This window comes from Pandoraea sp. E26 (genome assembly GCF_000681415.1).
GTDB classification, from domain to species: Bacteria; Pseudomonadota; Gammaproteobacteria; order Burkholderiales; family Burkholderiaceae; genus Pandoraea; species Pandoraea pnomenusa.
This window is the reverse complement of the sequence record NZ_AYXJ01000034.1, coordinates 1-17604: the sequence shown is the minus strand read 5'-3', so window position 1 is coordinate 17604 and position 17604 is coordinate 1. Positions and strand designations below refer to the sequence as shown.

Genomic DNA, 17604 nt, shown 5'->3' with positions numbered 1-17604 from the left:
CCGTCATGACGCTTCGCATCGTATTCGCCGGCACACCGGAATTCGCCCAGACCGCGCTCGCCGCCATCGATGCCGCAGGCTTTCCCGTTGAGTTGGTGCTCACTCAGCCCGATCGTCCTGCCGGGCGCGGCATGAAACTGCAGGCCAGCCCCGTCAAGCGCTACGCGCAGGCCCACGGCATGCCGGTCTCACAGCCCCCGTCGCTGCGCCGCAACGGCAAGTACCCCGAGGAAGCGGCCGCCGCGATCGAGCAACTGCGCGCGCTTGCACCGGATGTGATGGTGGTGGCCGCCTATGGCCTGATCCTGCCGCAGGAAGTGCTCGACCTGCCGCGCTATGGTTGCCTGAACATCCACGGCTCGTTGCTGCCGCGCTGGCGCGGCGCCGCGCCCATCCACCGCGCCATCGAGGCGGGCGATGCCCAGACCGGCATCACCATCATGCAGATGGACGCGGGTCTCGATACGGGCGCGATGCTCTTGCGCGAGGCCGAACCGATCGGCCCCGATGACACCACGGCCACGCTGCACGACCGCATGGCGGCGCTGGGCGGCCGGATGATCGTCGACGCGCTGCAGCGGCTCGCACGCGACGGCAAGCTGCCCGGCGAGGCCCAGCCCGAAGCCGGCGTGACCTACGCGGAAAAGATTGCCAAGCACGAAGCGGTGCTCGACTGGCGCAAGCCGGCCGAGGTGCTGGCGCGGCAGGTACGGGCGTTCGACCCGTTCCCGGGCGCGCTCGGCACGGTACACGACACCGCCGTCAAGCTGTGGCGCGCGAGCGCCGTGGCCGCTCCGGCCGGGGCGGCGCCGGGCACCGTGCTCGAAGTGAGCGCTGACGCCATTGTCATCGCATGCGGCAACGGCGCGCTGCGCGTGACCGAATGCCAGAAACCGGGCGGCAAGCGCCTGCCGGTTCGCGAATTTCTCGCGGGGTTCGCGCTCACTTCCGGCGACGTCTTCGCCGCTGCCCCACCGCCGGCGACGTGAGGGGCGAGTTTTTCACCGTTCCGAACGTCAAAACTGCATGAAAACGTCGGAAAACGTCGTCGATCCGGCCGGGAAACTCCGGCAAACGTCCGAAAAAAGTCTAAGCTGGGGCCGCCGACGTTGAATTTTCGCCGGCCGGCCCCATCTAACGCCCGAGGACACGCAAAGTGCGTGAGTTCCTCGGGTCACCAAGATTTGCAGAGGAGAACACCATGTTCAACTGGATGAAGACCACCCTGCTGATGGCGGCCATCACCGCATTGTTCATGGTGGTGGGCGGCATGATCGGCGGCCGGCAGGGCATGATGCTCGCGCTGGCGTTCGCGCTTGCGATGAATTTCTTTTCGTACTGGTTCTCGGACAAGATGGTGCTGCGCATGTACAACGCGCAGCAGGTCGACGAGACGAGCGCGCCGCAGTTCTACGGCATGGTGCGCGAGCTGTCGCAACGCGCCGGGCTGCCGATGCCGAAGGTTTACCTGATCAACGAAGACGCCCCGAATGCGTTCGCCACCGGGCGCAGTCCCGAGCATGCCGCGGTGGCGGCCACCACGGGCATTCTGCGGGTGCTGTCCGATCGCGAACTGCGCGGCGTGATGGCGCACGAGCTGGCGCACGTGAAGCATCGCGACATTCTCATCTCGACGATTTCCGCGACGATGGCCGGCGCCATCTCTGCGCTCGCCAACTTCGCCATGTTCTTCGGCGGGCGCGACGAGAACGGCCGTCCGGCCAATCCGATCGCGAGCATTGCCGTGGCGATTCTCGCGCCGCTGGCGGCCTCGCTGATCCAGATGGCGATTTCGCGGGCGCGCGAATTCGAAGCCGACAGGGGCGGCGCCGAGATTTCCGGCGATCCGCAGGCGCTTGCCATGGCGCTCGACAAGATTCACCGCTACGCGCAAGGCATTCCGTTCGAGGCGGCCGAGCAGCATCCGGCCACGGCGCAGATGATGATCATGAATCCGCTCTCGGGCGGCACGATCGCCAACCTGTTCTCGACCCACCCGGCCACCGAGGAGCGCATCGCCCGCCTGATGGAAATGGCGCGCACGGGCCAGTATCCTGCCTGACCGGCGCGGCCGGACGCGCCGAAGTGAGGACTGACCACGCGGCGACCGAAGCCGTGTGTCGACGCGAATGCGCGACGCGCGCGGCACGGCTGATGCGGGCGGGCTGCGCCAGTCTGCTATCCTGTCGCCCGACAGCCCTCCGATAGTTCCCATGCCCGCCGTCGTGCGGGCATGTTTGTTTGTAGAAGCCCCATGCCGCAACCGAGCCTGCCCACCGAATCCCTGGCCTACGCGCTGCAACGCGCCGCGCAGGCCCTCGAATCCGTCCAGAAGGGCACCGCGTTGCCGCAGGCGCTGGCGCAGGCCACGGCGCAGTGCGCGCCGCCCGTGCGCGCCGCCGCACAGGATCTCGCCTACCGGGCGGTTCGGCGTCTGGGCAGCAGCCGCGCCTTGCTCGCCATGCTGGTCAAGCCGGCCCTGCAGGCGCGCGTGCGCGACATCCTGCTGTGCGCGCTGGCCCTGCTGCAAGACGCGTCCGAAAATGCTGCGTACACCGAATTTACGGTCGTGGACCAGGCCGTCGAGGCCATTGCCGCGCAGCGCCGCACGGTTGCCGCGAAGGGACTCGCCAATGCCGTGCTGCGTCGCTTTCTTCGTGAGCGCGACGCCCTGATGGCCGAGATCGCCGCGCAACCCGAGGCGCGCTGGAATTACCCCGCCTGGTGGATCGACATGGTGCGCGACGCCTATCCCGAGCAGTGGGAGACATTGCTCGCCGCGGGCGACCAGCGCGGGCCGATGACGCTGCGCGTGAACACCCGTCGTATCAGCGTGGCCGCCATGCAGGCTTGTCTGACGATGGCGGGCATGCAGGCCGAGGTGATCGGGCCGGTCGCCTTGCGTCTGGCGCAGGCCGTGCCGGTGGAGCGTCTGCCGGGCTTTGCCGACGGTTGGGTGTCGGTGCAGGACGCCGGGGCGCAACTGGCCGCGCGACTCGTGCTTGGCGAGTCGCCGCGCGCGGGCATGCGCGTGCTAGACGCCTGCGCCGCGCCTGGCGGCAAGACGGGGCATCTGCTGGAGACGGCCGACGTGCAGGTCACCGCGCTGGAGTCGGATCGCACGCGCGTGCCGCGCATTTACGAAAATCTCGAGCGGCTGGGACTGACGGCTGACGTGCGCATCGGCGATGCTGGCGCACCGACGAAATGGTCTGGCGGCGGTTGGGACGGCGTGCCGTTCGACCGCATTCTGGCGGATGTACCCTGCTCGGCGTCCGGCATCGTGCGCCGTCATCCGGACATTCGCTGGCTGCGCCGCGAGGCGGACATCGCCGCGCTGGTCGAGGAGCAGCGCCGCATCCTGCTCGCGCTGTGGGACACGCTGGCCGTGGGTGGCGAGCTGGTCTATGCCACATGCTCGGTCTTTCCGGCGGAAAACGAACAGCAGGCGCAATGGTTTGAACGTGTTTGCACAGATGCGGTACGATTGGACGCTCCCGGGCAACTGCTGATGACGCCAGGCGGCGCCCACGACGGCTTCTACTACGCTCGCTTCCAGAAACGGTGACCTTCTCCCAACGGCTACTGGCCTGCGTGCTGCCGCTGCTGCTGAGCGTTTTCGCGCTCGGCTTCGCAGCGCCGGCGCGCGCCGAAAACGAAATCCAGGTGCGCGAAGCCCGGCTCGAACCGTCCGACGGTGGCTGGTCGCTCGATGCGCGCTTCGCCTTCGAACTCAACAGCAGCCTCGAAGACGCCGTCAATCGCGGCATCTCCCTTTACTTCACGACCGACTTCGAACTCACGCGCTCGCGCTGGTACTGGTTCGACGAAAAGGTCGTGTCGTCCTCGCAGAGCGTGCGACTGTGGTTCCAGCCGCTCACGCGTCAATATCGCGTCTCCAGCAACAGCGGCAACAGCAGCAACGGACTGCAACTGGGCTTCGGCTCGTTGCGCGAAGCGCTGGCGCTGGTTCGCAATGTCAGTGGCTGGCGCGTGATCGACAAGGGCGTGGTGAAGCCTGGCACGCAATATCAGGCATCGGTGCGCATGCGTCTCGACAACGCGCTCATGCCCAAGCCGTTCCAGATCGATGCGGTCAACAACCGCGACTGGAATCTCAGCTCCGACTGGGCGCGCTTCCTGTTCACGCCCACGCCGCCGCCGGCGGCTAGCCTGCCGGCAACGGTGACGGTCGCCTCATCGGTCTCCGCCGCGCCAGCGACGCCGGACGCTCCGTCCGTGCCCAGCGCGGGAAGTGCGGGGCGTGTCGGCCCGGCGACCGCGGCGGCGACGCCATCGGTGACGCTGCCCGAGCGCAACCCGGCCCGTTTGAGGGGCACATTGCCGCTCGCCTTCAATGCGGCGTTGCCGCCCGGAGCCGCCCGTGTCAAATAACGGCGGCAGCCTGCTCAAGCACATCGTCATCCGAACGTCGATCGTCACGATGGCGCTGGTCGCCATCGGGTTGTTCGGCCTGCTTGCGCTTGCCTCGGCCAATACCGAATTCTTCGACCGCTACTATTCGCTGCTCTACACCGCGAACATCGCCGTCGCGATCATTTTCGTCTTCATCGTCGGCGCACTCGTCTGGATCATCGTGGTGCGCTTGCGTCAGCGACGCTTCGGCACGCGCCTGCTCGCCAAGCTGGCGATTTTCTTCGCGCTGGTGGGTGTGCTGCCCGGCGGCATCATCTATCTGGTGTCGCTGCAATTCGTCTCGCGCAGCATCGAGTCGTGGTTCGACGTGCGCGTGGAGACCGCCCTCGATTCCGGCCTTGAGCTCGGGCGCGCGATCCTGAATAACGGCCTGTCGGACCTGAGCGCGAAAGCACAGCTCGTGGCCGACAATCTGGCGTCGAGCGCCGACAAGGGCGGCACGCTCACGTTGCTGCGCATGCGCGACCAGTTCGGCTTGCAGGACGCGACGATCGTCGACGGCAACGGCCGCGTGCTGGCCTCCGCGTCGGGCAACTTCAATGCGCTCGTGCCCGATCTTCCCACGCCGCTCATGTTGCGCCAGGCGCGCGCACAATCGCGCGGTTACACCGCGATCGAGGGAGGCAGCGAGGGCTACGACAAACACCAGGGGAACGATCAACTGCGTTGGCGCGTGGTGATGCGCATTCCGTCGGGCTACACGTCTTCGTTGCAGGACGAGGAGCGTTTTCTGCAAGTCACGCAATTGGTGCCGGCCAATCTCGCGCAGAACGCCGAGGCGGTCCAGAACGCCTATCGCGAATACCAGGAAAAAGCGCTGGGGCGCACGGGCCTGCGCAAGATGTACATCGGCACGCTAACGTTGTCGCTCTTTCTGGCCACCTTCGTGGCGATGATGCTCGCGCTGGCGCTCGGCAACCAGCTCGCGCGTCCGCTTTTCCTGCTCGCGCGCGGCACGCAGGAAGTGGCGGCGGGCGACCTCTCGCCCAAGGGCGAAGTGCGAACGAACGACGAGCTGGGCTTCCTCACGCAGGCGTTCAACGCGATGACCCGCCAGCTGTCGGATGCCCGCGCCACGGTCGAGCGCAACCGTCTGGCGCTGGAGAGCTCGAAGGCTCACCTCGAGAGTATTCTGTCGAGCCTGACCGCCGGTGTGTTCGTGTTCGACCGCGATTTTCGCCTGACGACGGCCAACGCCGGCGCCGAGCGCATCTTCAAGCAGAGTTTCCAGGGCGAGCTGAACCGCTCGCCGGCGCATATTCCCGCGCTCGTGGAGTTCGGCGAGACGTTGCGGCGGGCCTTTGCCGATCGCGATGCGAATGCCGATCTCGGGCCGGGCGGACACTGGCAGCAGCAGATCGGCCTGACGCTGCCGGGCGAGACCGATCCGGTAACGCTGCTCGTGCGCGGCTCGCACCTGCCCGAACCGATGGTCGCCGTGGCCGGCGTTCCGACGCGCGCGGGCGGCGGATACGTGGTGGTGTTCGACGACATCAGCGACGTGATCTCGGCGCAGCGCTCGGTGGCGTGGGCCGAAGTGGCGCGGCGTCTTGCGCACGAGATCAAGAACCCGCTCACGCCGATTCAACTCTCGGCCGAGCGCTTGCAGATGAAGCTGTCCGACAAGCTGCCGCCGGCCGATGCCGAAGTGCTGCGCAAGGGGGCCACGACCATCGTGAATCAGGTCGCGGCAATGAAGCGCATGGTGGACGATTTCCGCGATTACGCGCGTCTGCCACCGGCGATCATGCATCCGCTTCAGCTCAACGAGTTGATCGGCGAGGTCCTGACCCTGTACGGTGTCGACGAAGGTCGCGGCACGATTCGTCCGTACCTCGACGCCGACCTGCCGGAAATTCGCGGCGACTCGACGCAATTGCGGCAGGTTATCCATAATCTGCTGCAGAATGCTCAAGATGCCGTGGGGGGAACCGAAAACCCACTTATCACGGTGGAAACGAAGACAGTAGAATACGCAGGAACGGATGTGCATCCGGGTGAACCGAAGCGCACGGCAGTGCGTCTGACCATCACGGATAACGGACCGGGATTTCCGGCACGCATTCTGACCCGCGCATTCGAGCCGTACGTGACGACCAAGGCGAAGGGCACCGGGCTTGGACTGGCGATGGTCAAGAAGATCATCGACGAGCATCAGGCCCGAATCGACATTCGCAACCGGTCATTACCCGAGGGCGAAGGCAGTGCAGGCGCACAGATTTCGATCTTGTTTACTCAATTGGCTGACGACCAGGACCTGTCGGGCACCAAGCCGACGGAACACACGAAGGTAGCGTAAATGGCAACCATTTTGGTGGTGGACGACGAAATGGGGATCCGGGAGCTGCTCTCGGAGATTCTGAGCGACGAAGGGCATGTCGTGGAAGTGGCGGAGAACGCGCAGGAAGCGCGCGCTTATCGTGCCGCCAACACGCCTGACCTCGTGCTGCTCGATATCTGGATGCCCGATACCGACGGCGTGACCCTTCTCAAGGAATGGGCGGCGCAGCAATTGCTGACAATGCCCGTGATCATGATGTCGGGGCATGCCACGATCGATACCGCCGTCGAGGCGACCAAGATCGGCGCACTCAATTTCCTCGAAAAGCCCATCGCGCTGCAAAAGCTGTTGCAGGCCGTCGAGCAGGGGCTGGCGCGCGGCAAGCGCGACGCGTCGGGCAGCGCGCCCAGCGCGTTCGACGCCGACGACGAAGTGCTCGACACCGGGGTTTTCGGCGAGAGCGAGACGCGTCACCCCGGCGCCGGCCTCAATGGCGCGGCAACGCACCATGCCCCGCTGGGCGGGCACGACGCCGAGACCGGTGCCGGGGCCGCCGGGGCGGCCATGTCGGCGGACATTTCGTTCGACGTGCCGCTGCGCGAAGCCCGCGATGCATTCGAGCGTGCCTACTTCGCCTACCATCTGGCCAAGGAGCACGGCAGCATGACGCGCGTGGCCGAGAAGACCGGTCTGGAGCGCACCCACCTGTATCGCAAGCTCAAGCAACTGGGTGTGGAGCTTTCCAAGAGCAAGACCTGACACCGCCGGCACATGGAATTTTCGAGATAGGGCTTGCGCAAAGCGGATTCAGTCTCTATAATCGCTTTTCTCTTGGCCCGGTAGCTCAGTTGGTAGAGCAGCGGATTGAAAATCCGCGTGTCGTTGGTTCGATTCCGACCCAGGCCACCAAATTCGAAGGGCTTGCGCATATCGCAAGCCCTTTTTGCGTTTGAACGAAAACGCGGCCCGATGATGGGTATAACGCTCCGACGATAGCGACGCGGGGCAACGCGGTTCAAAATCGCGTGACATATCCCGCACGCGGGTTGCCCCGGACGGCCCGATGGGTTGCCCATCCAGCCGGCCGCCGCAGGCGCGTGCTCCGGCCCCCGTCGCTCCGACGGCGAGGGCGAAACTGCTAAGCGCATGATCATGACGACAAGCACCGACTCCGCTCTGGTCCTGTTCTCCGGTGGACAGGATTCGACCACCTGCCTGGCATGGGCATTGTCGCGCTATGCGCGCGTGGAGACGCTGGGTTTCGACTACGGCCAGCGTCACAGTGTCGAACTGGAGTGCCGCACCGACGTGCTGGCGAAGCTGCGTCAGCGGTTCCCGGACTGGTCGCCGCGCCTGGGCGACGACCACATGATCGACCTGTCGATCCTGGGCCAGATCAGCGAGACGTCGCTCACGCGCGAGACCACGATCGCGATGGCGGCCGACAATCTGCCGAATACCTTCGTGCCGGGCCGGAACCTGCTGTTCATGACGATCGGTGCGACCATTGCGTATCGGCGCGGTCTGCGCGTGCTCGTGGGCGGCATGTGCGAGACGGACTTTTCGGGATACCCCGACTGCCGCGACGACACGATGAAGGCGCTGCAGGTCGCGCTGAACCTGGGCATGGACCGCCGCTTTATCGTCGAGACGCCGCTGATGTGGATCGACAAGGCCGACACCTGGCAAATGGCGCAGGATCTGGGTGGCCAGGCGCTCGTCGAGACCGTGCGTGAGGATACGCACACCTGTTACCTGGGTGAGCGCAGCGTGCTGCATCCGTGGGGCTACGGCTGCGGCGAATGTCCGGCGTGCCAACTGCGGCAGCGCGGCTACGAACAATGGCGCGCCCGCGGTCACGATCAGGACCGCGGCGCGGCCTGACCCTTCGGAAATCGAGAGAATCATGACGTACGCGGTAAAGGAAATCTTCTACACCTTGCAGGGCGAGGGCGCGAACGCCGGTCGCCCGGCGGTGTTCTGCCGGTTTGCAGGGTGCAACCTGTGGACCGGCCGGGAAGAGGACCGTGCCGAGGCGGTTTGCCAGTTCTGCGACACCGACTTCGTTGGCACCGACGGCGAAAACGGCGGCAAGTACCGCACGCCGGCCGATCTCGTCGCGCAGATCGTGGCCCTGTGGCCGCAAGGCGACCGAGCCCACCGCTTCGTGGTGTGCACCGGTGGCGAACCGCTGCTGCAACTCGACGCGCCGCTCATCGACGCGCTGCATGCCGAAGGCTTTCGCATCGCGGTGGAGACCAACGGCACCCAGGCAATTCCCGAGGGCATCGATTGGGTGTGCGTGAGCCCGAAGGCCGACGCCGAAATGGTCGTCACGCGCGGCGACGAATTGAAGGTCGTGGTGCCGCAGGATCGTCAGCGCCTGCTCGAATACGAAGCCCTCGACTTTGCGCATTTTTATCTCCAGCCGATGGACGGGCCGCTGCGCGACACCAATACGAAGCTGGCGATCGACTACTGCAAATCGCACCCGCGCTGGTCGCTGTCGATGCAGACGCACAAATATCTGAACATTCCCTGAGCCGTTGCCGTGATTACGATTACCCGGAAACTCGAATTCGATGCGGGCCACCGCATTCCCGATCACCGAAGCCAGTGCCGCAACCTGCACGGGCATCGTTATGTGCTCGAGATCACGCTCGCGGGCGAAGTGAGCCGTGAGAGCGGGGCGTCCGACAACGGCATGGTGATGGACTTCGCCGACGTGAAGGCGCTGGCCAACGAGCACCTCGTGTCCGTGTGGGATCACGCGTTCCTCGTGTACGAGGGCGATACCGCCGTGCGCGCCTTTCTCGAGACCATGCCCGACCACAAGACGGTCGTGTTCGATCGCGTGCCGACCGTCGAGAATCTTGCCGCCGCGGCGTTCGAGACGTTGAGCGGCGTGTTCGACGCGCACTACGGTCGCGATTTGCGTCTGGTGCGGCTGCGTCTTTACGAGACGCCGAATTGCTGGTCCGAAGTCACGGCCTGAGTCCGGGGCCGGGAGGGCAATCCGTTCGGATGTGAGCGGGTGAAGGCGGCCCCGATGCCCCGTTGTGCGTCAACGCGCTATGATGCAGCTGGCACAACGCAACCAAAGGGGACACCTCACATGAAGACGCTGCTTCGCGGCCTGCTCACCGCCTTTCTGTTCACCGTATTTGCTGTACCCGCAACGTCGGCACTGGCGCGCGACAAGGTCGTGTACCACATTAACGACGCCGAACACCAGGCACTCGCAGGCCTGCGCAACATTCGCAATCAGCTCGACACCGCGCCCGACACCGACGTCGTGCTCGTCGCACACGCGCAGGGGGTCGATTTCCTGATGGAAAATTACAAGGACGCCGCGACGGTGGGGCCGCTCATTTCGGCGCTGCATGCCCGCGGCGTGAAATTCGAGGTATGCGAGATCACCATGAAGCAGCGCAACCTGAAGAAGGAGCAGTTCGTGCTCGACGCCGACTTCACGCCATCGGGGGTGGTTGAACTCACGCGTCTGCAGCAGAAGGGCTACGCGTACATCAAGCCGTGACTCCGCCTCGGTCGGGGCGATGACGGCCCCGCCCCGGCGCCATCGCCACGCGGCGATTCCGCGATCGCCATCGATGCCCACGAGCCCCGGCCCCGCGCCGGGGCTCTTGCTTTGTGAGGCGCCGGCGTGCCCGGGCGCCCGACCGCTTTCAGCACGCCGCGGCGTCGCTGGTGGGCCACGGCAAGTATTGCCCGTTTGGCGCACAATAGGCGAACGCTCGTCCCGGAGGTTCGCCATGTCGACGTCTTACGCTGCGCGCCGGCTGCTCGTCGGCACTGTCGCGACGCTGATCAGCGCCGCGTGTGCCCCGATTCCCTATGCGGTTGCCGCGGCGCAGGCGCCTGCGCAGTCGCTGACCGAGCAGGCGGTGCATCACTACGAGGCCGGGCAGCAAACGCAGGCGCTCGATGAATTTCATCGCGCGGCGGAGCAGGGCAACCGGCTGGCCCAGTTCGACTACGCGATGATGCTGCTCAACGGCGAGGGCGGCGCACCCGATCCCGAGGGTGCCGTGCACTGGCTCGAGCGTGCGGCCAATGCCGGAATGACGCAGGCGCAATACGTCTACGGCAAGATGTTCGACGACGGCTACGTCGTGGGCAAATCGATACCGCAGGCCAACCGCTGGTACGAAAAGGCCGCGAAGCAGGGTCACGTTCAGGCGCAGGCCGCTATCGCCAACGAGTACTTCATCGGACGCGGCGTTCCCAAGGATTACAAGACCGCGTTCGGGTGGTACGAAAAAGCCGCGCAGGGCGGCGATCTGCCCTCGCAGTACATTGTGGCCAGTTACTACGAGCGCGGCTATGGCGTCGTGACACCGGACCTCGATCAGGCGCGGGCGTGGTACGAGAAAGCGGCGGCGCAAGGTGACGTCGCGGCGAAAGGAAAGCTCGAGGCGATGAAACGTGATCGCGAAACCCGCGCTACCCTGGCGGTGCCCCCCAACGGGAAATAGCGTAGCCCCATCTGAAAATCTTGATCGCGCTTTTACGAGTTGCGAAGAATCCCATCATGAATCGCTGATGCCGCGTCGGTATTCTCACCCTCAACGAATTCATTGTTGAGGAGCGCGAACGCCGTATGCCGCCCGGGCTTCCAGCCCGTGGGCGCCCGCCTGCTCGCGAAGAAATGATGGAATCAGACATCCGACCCGCATCGATCGACGGCAGCCCGGCCCGCGCTGTGCTGCGGCTGCTCACAGGCCCGATGCGTGGCTGCGAATTCGCATTGCCCGGTGGCGTCACGTTGTTCGTCGTGGGCCCGAGCGATCCGGCCTTCGATCGCGGGTGGCAGACCGAAATGCCGCCGAATGCGATCTACGTGCCGATGGACGGCGACGGCGGCGACAACTTCGAAGTGCTCGTGGACGACGCCGGGCGCGAGGGGTTGTTCCTGCGTGTGCTGGGCGAAGGTGCCGGTACGGAAGTGGCGATCGACGCCACGCAGTTCGCTCGCGTGGGCGACGTCCATGTCGGTGTGAAGCGCGTGGACGATACGTGGTCCGACGAAGTGTTGCGCAGCCTGTGCCGTGACGCCCGCACCGACGATGCGGCTCGCCCGGCCGCACGGCAACGTCGCCGCTGGCTGCGGGCAATCGGGGCCATTGCGCTGATCGTGCTCGTCACGAGTGGCGCATACCTCTACTGGCAGAGCGCGCCGCAGCGTCAGGCGCAAGGCGTTTCCGACTATCTCGAAACGCTCGGCGGGCGTGCGGTGGTGCTGCCAGGCAACGATAGTCAGATGTACGTCATCGCCCCCAATCGCGCGGAACGCAACGCACTCACGCGCGCGCTCGGCCAGGCGGTGATCCAGCGCGAGCGGCTGGAGGTCGTCGCACTCGACGAAGAGAATGCGCGCATCACACAGTGGATCGATGCGTCGCGTACCAACGTACCCTACTTCAAGCTGTCGCTCGACGATCCCACGGCACCGGAACTCTGGATCAACCGGCAGAAGTTCCGTCTCTCCGAGAGCGAGACGGCGAAATTCCGTCAGGCATTGCTCGAGAAGATTCCCTATGCCAGGCGCGTGACTCTCACGTTGCACGACGAGACCGATGCGAGCGGTGAAGCCGAAGATGCACTCAAGCGTCAGATGGTGCCGTTTCTGCGCACCGACACCCCCGATGGCGTGACCTTTCACATCAGCACCGAACTTGACGATGTGCAACTGCGTCGCCTTTACGGGTTCATGCAGACATTCGAGCGGCGCTGGGGCACGCATCTGGTGCGCTTCAACGTTGACCTTCGCGACGACTGGAGCGCTCAGCAATCTTATGCCTACGGCACCGCCGCGTATGTGAAGGAAGGGCCGAGGCAATGGCGCTTCATCAATCGTCAATAGGCGCGGGACGCCGATTTGATTTGCGAGCATGCGTCCCGCGGCGTCGCAACGCATTCCCCCCCACACACTTCACCCGATCCCAGCAAGGAGCAGGAACTCGTCATGACCGACCACACAAACTTCCCAGGCATCAAAAGCGACAACGCCGATCGATACCTCGAGCAGATGTCGTCCGAATTCGATGACAAAGTCAGCGATCTTCAGGAGCGGCTTCAGGAGGCGATGGAAGCCCTCAAGAAAGACGCGAGCGATGCCGTCACCCTCGCCCATTATCAATCCGTGCTGGGCGACTACACGACCATGCGCAGCGCGCAGTCGGCTGCCGTCAAGTCAATGAAGGAAATTGCGCAGGGAAGCATCTCGAAGTTCTGACCACGTTCGCGCGTTCTGTCCACGAAGGAGACCACGATGTTGCCCCCAAATGTATCGCTGTCGACGATGCTCGAACCGTCCACACTGACCGACGCCACCCCGCAGGTGGTCTCCGCCGCGACCGGCATCGGGGAATCGCTGGAGTCGCGCTTCTTCAACGCTGTGGCTCAAATGTCGGCGGACTTCGAGGGCGATCGGCAGCGTATTGCCTACGCCGTGCGAGGCGTCGATGCGACCGACCCGAAGTCGATGATCGAGCTCCAGACGAAACTCGCCGACTACAGCCTTCAGGTCGCGATGGTGAGCACGCTCGCGCGCAAGAGCGTCGGTGCTGTGGAGGCGCTGCTTCGGTGATGTCACGCTACGTCATGGTGCTGTGTCTGGTGATGCTGCTCACGGCATGCCGCAAGTCAGAGACACTGCTGACCTCGCTCGATCAACAGCAGGCCAACGAAGTGGCCGCTGTTCTGCTGCGCCACAGCATTGCCGCGGAGAAGGTCGATGGAGGCAAGGCGGGTTATTCGATCACCGTCGCACCCGCAGATTTCCCGGCAGCCGTCGACTGGCTCAAGACCTACGACCTGCCTTCACGTCCGCGTATGGAAATCGCACAGATGTTCCCGACCGATTCGCTGGTGGCGTCGCCGCGTGCCGAGCGCGCGCGGCTGTACTCCGCCATCGAGCAGCGTCTGGAGCAGTCGCTGCGCTTGATGTCCGGCGTGCTCGCCGCGCGCGTTCACGTAAGTTACGACGTCGATGGGCTGACGGTCGAACCGTCGCCTTCGACGCCCCATATCTCCGCCGTCGTGGTGCATCAGAGCGACATCGACGGCAGTGCGCTGATCAACGACGTGAAGCGCTTTCTCAAGAATAGTCTCGATGACGTGCGCTACGAGAATATCTCCGTGGTGCTCTCGAAGCAGCCGAGCACATTCGCCGCCGCGGTCCCGACCCCATCCGAAGCACACGACACCGGCCCATCCGCATGGACGCTGGCAATCGCCGTGGCACTGGTCGTCGGAAGCGCGCTCGCCGCGTTGCGTGCCCTGCGTGCGCGCCGGTGGCAGCGCATGCAGGGGCCGCACATGTCGCAAATGCCGGACGCGCGGGACGCATCGCCGGGCGTCGCGGCACCCGGCACGCCCGGCGCCCGGGAGGTTTAAGCGTGGCAATTCAACCGACGCCCGGACTGCATGAATCGCAGAGTGCCGTCGCCGTGAACTGGCGCACGATGATGTTCGACCCGGTGTCGTACATTCACGCCGCGCACTTTGTCTATCCGGCCCGGTTCGCCTCGCCGAGACAACGCGCCGTGATCAACGAAATGCTGATCGCCGGATTCCATCTCGACGTGCATTGGCCGTTCGACCACGTCGGCATGGCGGAGCGGCCCTGGGTGCTTAACTGGCGGCGGTTGCCGCAAGTGGCTTATCTGATGGGCTGCCAGGCGCGCAAGGCGAGCCTGTGCCGCCGCGCGGCACTGTTGCGTCTGCCCGCGTGGGCTTTTGCGTTCACTCAGTTGCCCGTGCTCGACGCCGCGCCTTCAATCCATTCGCGTCCCCCCTCGGACGGCGATCTGCTGGCGGAAGGCTTCGCGCGGCTCATGGCGCTGGCCGCCTCGTTGCGGGCGCCGCTTCGCCAGCGTCTGCCGCTGTTGTTTCCTCGCATCGACCCGTGTGCCGGTGACCTGCCGGATAGCTTCGACGTGCGTCTGTTCGTGACGGCTCTGCAATATGCCAAGAATCATCCCCATTCCCCCCCGGACAGTGGTCGCTGACGGCATTGTCGTGCGCCGCGCGCAACTCGTGCGCGGCGAGCGGCTGGCACGCCTCGACGACGATATCCGCCGCTGGGCGAGGCGTCGCGCCGTCGAAATGCAGGCCACGCTCGAAACGCAGCGCCGCGACGCTATGCGACGGGGTTATCGCGACGGCGTGGCGGCGGCGCTCGGGGACGTGGTGGCGCATCTGCTGCGAACGGAGCAGGCCCAACGTCGCTGGCGCGGCGATCTGCTCGCGCAGGTGCGCGAATGGCTGACGGCCACGTCGCGGCACGCCGACACGATGCTTGCGGTGCTCGACGAGGTGCTCGACGACTTTCGCGAGACCGCCGCCGACGCCGCACCGGACGCGCCGCTCACGCTTGTGCTGCCTTTGCGGCTCAAGGTCCGCGCAGATGCCATCCGCGAGCGGGTCCAGGCCGTCTGCCCGGTGCCACTCAAGTTCGAGTACCACCGTGCGGGCGAACGGATCTCCGCCCATCGGGCGGGGGCGGTCATCGAATACGACCCGGACGACTTCGTGGCACATGCCGAGGCGGCGCTCACGTTCAATACGCCCCCGGCGCCCGACGACCTGCATGCGCTGCTCGCGCCGGCGCTGGCTTCGTTGCATGAGCGCGTGAGCGAGCTGGCGCGCGACACGGTCGCGAATGGCAAGGCGTGCGCCACAGACACGACGGCCGCCCTGCCGGTTACCCCTGACACATCACTGGAGTGCTGCACCGATGAACCTGAACGCGATTGAGAACGTACGCGGCGTCTTGCCGTTGCCCGCCGACGACGACGCCCGCCCGACGCTCGTACAACGCATTCGCGAAGCGAGCGGTGTCGAGGGCGCTGCGCGCGTGCCGGATGTGCCTGGCGCGTACCCGATTGACGACAACGGAACGACGAGGGATGTCGAGACGGCGTCACACACGCCGAACGATGAGGCGGAAGACGCACCGGGAGACGTCGATGTTAACGTGTTTTTTCTGAACATTTTCCGACTGAAGATGTGGACGGACTGGTTCGACGAGGGCAATCAGCGCTTTGAGGACATGGGCGCTGTCTGACGGGGCGCGTTGCGCCGTCGAGACCCCGAGGAACCCTCGAGATTCGATGGGAAGTGAGGTGGGCGATGAGAAGTATGAAGATCATGGAAGCGGCGCAGGAATTGTGCGCCAATCATTCCTGTGCGCTGGCGTGTGACGGCGTGTGGTTCGTGTGTCCGCAGGCGTCCACGCGCAGCCTGCTGCTTGAGCTGCAACCGATGGGTGCCGCACCGGCCGCTCGCGTCGAGCTTTCGCCGGGCTACCGCGGTCTGGTGCTGTTCGGGCGCGGCCATCTGCAGGTCAAAGGCGGCACGCTGCACTACCACCGCATGCACTTCGACGTGCTCGTCAAACTGCTGGCGTTCATGGACGAGGCACGCGCGGCGGGGCCGCACGAAGCGCACCGCCGCTCTGCCATACCGGCGCTGCACCGGGTGCCGGTGTCGGGTCTGTGGAACGATCGTCGTCAGTGCGAACTGTGGTTCCTTAGCCAGCTCGTATCTCCGGGCGACGGCTTTAGCACCATGCTCGACGTGCTGCGCCGTTGCGAGTCGTACGAGCTGATCCGGTTCTTGCTGTCGCGTGCGCCAACCGGCGGCACGCTACGCCACATGTGCACCAAGTACGGCGTGTCGTATTCACACTTCCGGCGGCTTTGCCGGGGTGCGCTCGGCGAGTCCGCGAAGATCGCGTTGCGCGATTGGCGCATGGCGCGCTCGATGCTGGAAGTGGCCCAGGGCAACGACAGTTACACCGAAATCGCCTTGCGCAACGGGTATGCCTCGTCGTCGCATTTCTCGACCGAAATCAAGGAGCTGATCGGTATGTCGCCGACCAGTGCCGCTGGTGCATTGCGAACGTTAGCCCGATGAGGAAAGTGCATCATCTCACCTGCGTGCTTCTGGCCGCAGGTGTCTCGAACGTTGCTGTCGCATCCTGGGCCGTGGCGTTGTCGGATGCCGGCTCGCTGGAGGCGACGCCGGCGGCGCAGGCCGCGGTGCCCAGGCAGTCACCACAGTCACCACAGCCGCCACAGACACCACCGGTGTCCCGGGCGTCGACGACCGACGTCCCGTCGACCCGTGTCGAGGCATCGGCTCCATCACACGCGGCTACCTTCGCCCCGGACACCGGGCGTGCGCGGGGCGGTTATGTGGCGCGCAACGACAACCTGCGGGTCTTTTTCGATGCCCTGTCGCCATATCTGGGCCGCACCGTGATCGTCAGCAAGCTGGCCGCGAGGAAGCAGGTCTCGGGCGACTTCGACATGACGAACGCACGGGCGCAACTCGATTCGATTGCCACGAAGCTAGGCCTGATCTGGTATCACGACGGCCAATCAATCTACGTCTACGATGCCTCGGAAATTCGCAATGCGACCGTGTCGCTGGTGCACGCGGGCGTGTCCGAGCTCGTGTCGTATCTGCGCACGACCGGTCTGTACGACCGTCGCTATCCGATTCGCGGCGACGCGCACAGCCGACTCTTCTACGTTTCCGGCCCGCCTGTCTTCGTCGATCTCGTGATCGCCGCAGCACGCTCGATCGACCGCCGTGTGAGCGACGGGCCGGTCTCGGGGCCGGACCAGATCGGCGTGGTGCGCATGGACAACGCATTCGTGTCGGACCGCACGTATCAGCTTCGCGACGAAAAGATCGTGATTCCCGGGATGGCCTCCGTGGTCACCGAACTGGTGAAGTCGTCAACGGGCGGCGGCGGGGCGTCGGGCACGTTGCCGGCAACACCATTGCCGCGGTTGTCGTCGTCGTCGCCCGCGCCGGGCGAGGCTCACGGCGGGGGACTGCCTCCCCCATTG

General features: G+C 65.4%; 19 protein-coding genes, 1 tRNA gene and 1 pseudogene. All 21 read left to right on the top strand.

Translation table 11 applies throughout. The features are described 5' to 3' along the window. Positions 1–5 precede the first annotated feature (5 nt). Positions 6–989 (top strand): methionyl-tRNA formyltransferase, encoded by a 984-nt coding sequence (fmt, locus tag W930_RS0121085; RefSeq protein ID WP_023872756.1) that lies wholly within the window; start codon positions 6–8, stop codon positions 987–989. Between the two features lie 212 nt (positions 990–1201). Next, entirely contained in the window at positions 1202–2062 is an 861-nt protein-coding gene (gene htpX / locus W930_RS0121080) for a zinc metalloprotease HtpX (RefSeq protein ID WP_023598151.1), read from the top strand. A 192-nt stretch (positions 2063–2254) separates the two neighbouring features. After that, positions 2255–3568 carry a 16S rRNA (cytosine(967)-C(5))-methyltransferase RsmB gene (rsmB, locus tag W930_RS0121075; protein WP_023598150.1) on the top strand — a complete coding sequence of 438 codons (1314 nt, stop codon included), beginning with the start codon at positions 2255–2257 and terminating at the stop codon, positions 3566–3568. Next, positions 3565–4149: pseudogene (locus W930_RS30925) on the top strand (DUF4390 domain-containing protein); the annotation flags it as partial. The gene rsmB and the pseudogene W930_RS30925, both read left to right, overlap by 4 nt. Before the next feature lie 295 nt (positions 4150–4444). Next, entirely contained in the window at positions 4445–6736 is a 2292-nt protein-coding gene (locus W930_RS0121065; protein WP_272945160.1) for a PAS domain-containing sensor histidine kinase, read from the top strand. Then, complete coding sequence (locus tag W930_RS0121060) at positions 6737–7477, top strand: response regulator (RefSeq protein ID WP_023598147.1); 741 nt, start codon at positions 6737–6739, stop codon at positions 7475–7477. Between the two features lie 74 nt (positions 7478–7551). Further along, positions 7552–7627, top strand: a tRNA-Phe gene (locus W930_RS0121055). A 237-nt stretch (positions 7628–7864) separates the two neighbouring features. Continuing rightward, positions 7865–8602 (top strand): 7-cyano-7-deazaguanine synthase QueC, encoded by a 738-nt coding sequence (gene queC / locus W930_RS0121050; protein ID WP_023598146.1) that lies wholly within the window; start codon positions 7865–7867, stop codon positions 8600–8602. A 22-nt stretch (positions 8603–8624) separates the two neighbouring features. Continuing rightward, the gene (gene queE, locus W930_RS0121045) at positions 8625–9260 is read left to right on the top strand and encodes a 7-carboxy-7-deazaguanine synthase (RefSeq protein ID WP_023872758.1); all 636 of its coding nucleotides are present in this window, start codon (positions 8625–8627) and stop codon (positions 9258–9260) included. 9 nt (positions 9261–9269) lie between these two features. Beyond that, a complete protein-coding gene (queD, locus tag W930_RS0121040; protein ID WP_023598144.1) occupies positions 9270–9713 on the top strand; it encodes a 6-carboxytetrahydropterin synthase QueD in 444 nt (147 codons plus the stop codon). 120 nt (positions 9714–9833) lie between these two features. After that, positions 9834–10256 (top strand): DsrE family protein, encoded by a 423-nt coding sequence (locus W930_RS0121035; protein WP_023872760.1) that lies wholly within the window; start codon positions 9834–9836, stop codon positions 10254–10256. A gap of 235 nt (positions 10257–10491) precedes the next feature. Then, entirely contained in the window at positions 10492–11214 is a 723-nt protein-coding gene (locus W930_RS0121030) for a tetratricopeptide repeat protein (RefSeq protein WP_023872761.1), read from the top strand. Between the two features lie 176 nt (positions 11215–11390). Further along, positions 11391–12602, top strand: a complete 1212-nt coding sequence (locus W930_RS0121025) for a PrgH/EprH family type III secretion apparatus protein (RefSeq protein ID WP_158516323.1) — start codon at positions 11391–11393, stop codon at positions 12600–12602. 102 nt (positions 12603–12704) lie between these two features. Beyond that, on the top strand, positions 12705–12974 hold the full coding sequence (gene sctF / locus W930_RS0121020; protein ID WP_023598140.1) for a type III secretion system needle filament subunit SctF: 270 nt from the start codon (positions 12705–12707) through the stop codon (positions 12972–12974). A gap of 36 nt (positions 12975–13010) precedes the next feature. Then, positions 13011–13328 carry a type III secretion system inner rod subunit SctI gene (gene sctI, locus W930_RS31090; RefSeq protein WP_023872763.1) on the top strand — a complete coding sequence of 106 codons (318 nt, stop codon included), beginning with the start codon at positions 13011–13013 and terminating at the stop codon, positions 13326–13328. Further along, positions 13328–14137, top strand: coding sequence for an EscJ/YscJ/HrcJ family type III secretion inner membrane ring protein (locus tag W930_RS28320; protein WP_023598138.1), 810 nt, complete (start codon positions 13328–13330; stop codon positions 14135–14137). Before sctI ends, W930_RS28320 begins: the two co-directional genes overlap by 1 nt. Before the next feature lie 2 nt (positions 14138–14139). Then, positions 14140–14751, top strand: a complete 612-nt coding sequence (locus W930_RS29310) for a type III secretion apparatus protein OrgA/MxiK (protein ID WP_023598137.1) — start codon at positions 14140–14142, stop codon at positions 14749–14751. Then, positions 14708–15499 carry a hypothetical protein gene (locus tag W930_RS0121000; protein WP_141570586.1) on the top strand — a complete coding sequence of 264 codons (792 nt, stop codon included), beginning with the start codon at positions 14708–14710 and terminating at the stop codon, positions 15497–15499. The genes W930_RS29310 and W930_RS0121000 overlap by 44 nt, the downstream gene beginning before the upstream one ends. Further along, a complete protein-coding gene (locus tag W930_RS0120995) occupies positions 15480–15809 on the top strand; it encodes a hypothetical protein (RefSeq protein WP_023598135.1) in 330 nt (109 codons plus the stop codon). Before W930_RS0121000 ends, W930_RS0120995 begins: the two co-directional genes overlap by 20 nt. A 74-nt stretch (positions 15810–15883) precedes the next feature. After that, entirely contained in the window at positions 15884–16660 is a 777-nt protein-coding gene (locus W930_RS0120990; RefSeq protein WP_023598134.1) for a helix-turn-helix domain-containing protein, read from the top strand. After that, positions 16657–17604: secretin N-terminal domain-containing protein (locus W930_RS0120985; RefSeq protein WP_369798689.1), on the top strand; the 948-nt coding region annotated here is incomplete at its 3' end. The genes W930_RS0120990 and W930_RS0120985, both read left to right, overlap by 4 nt.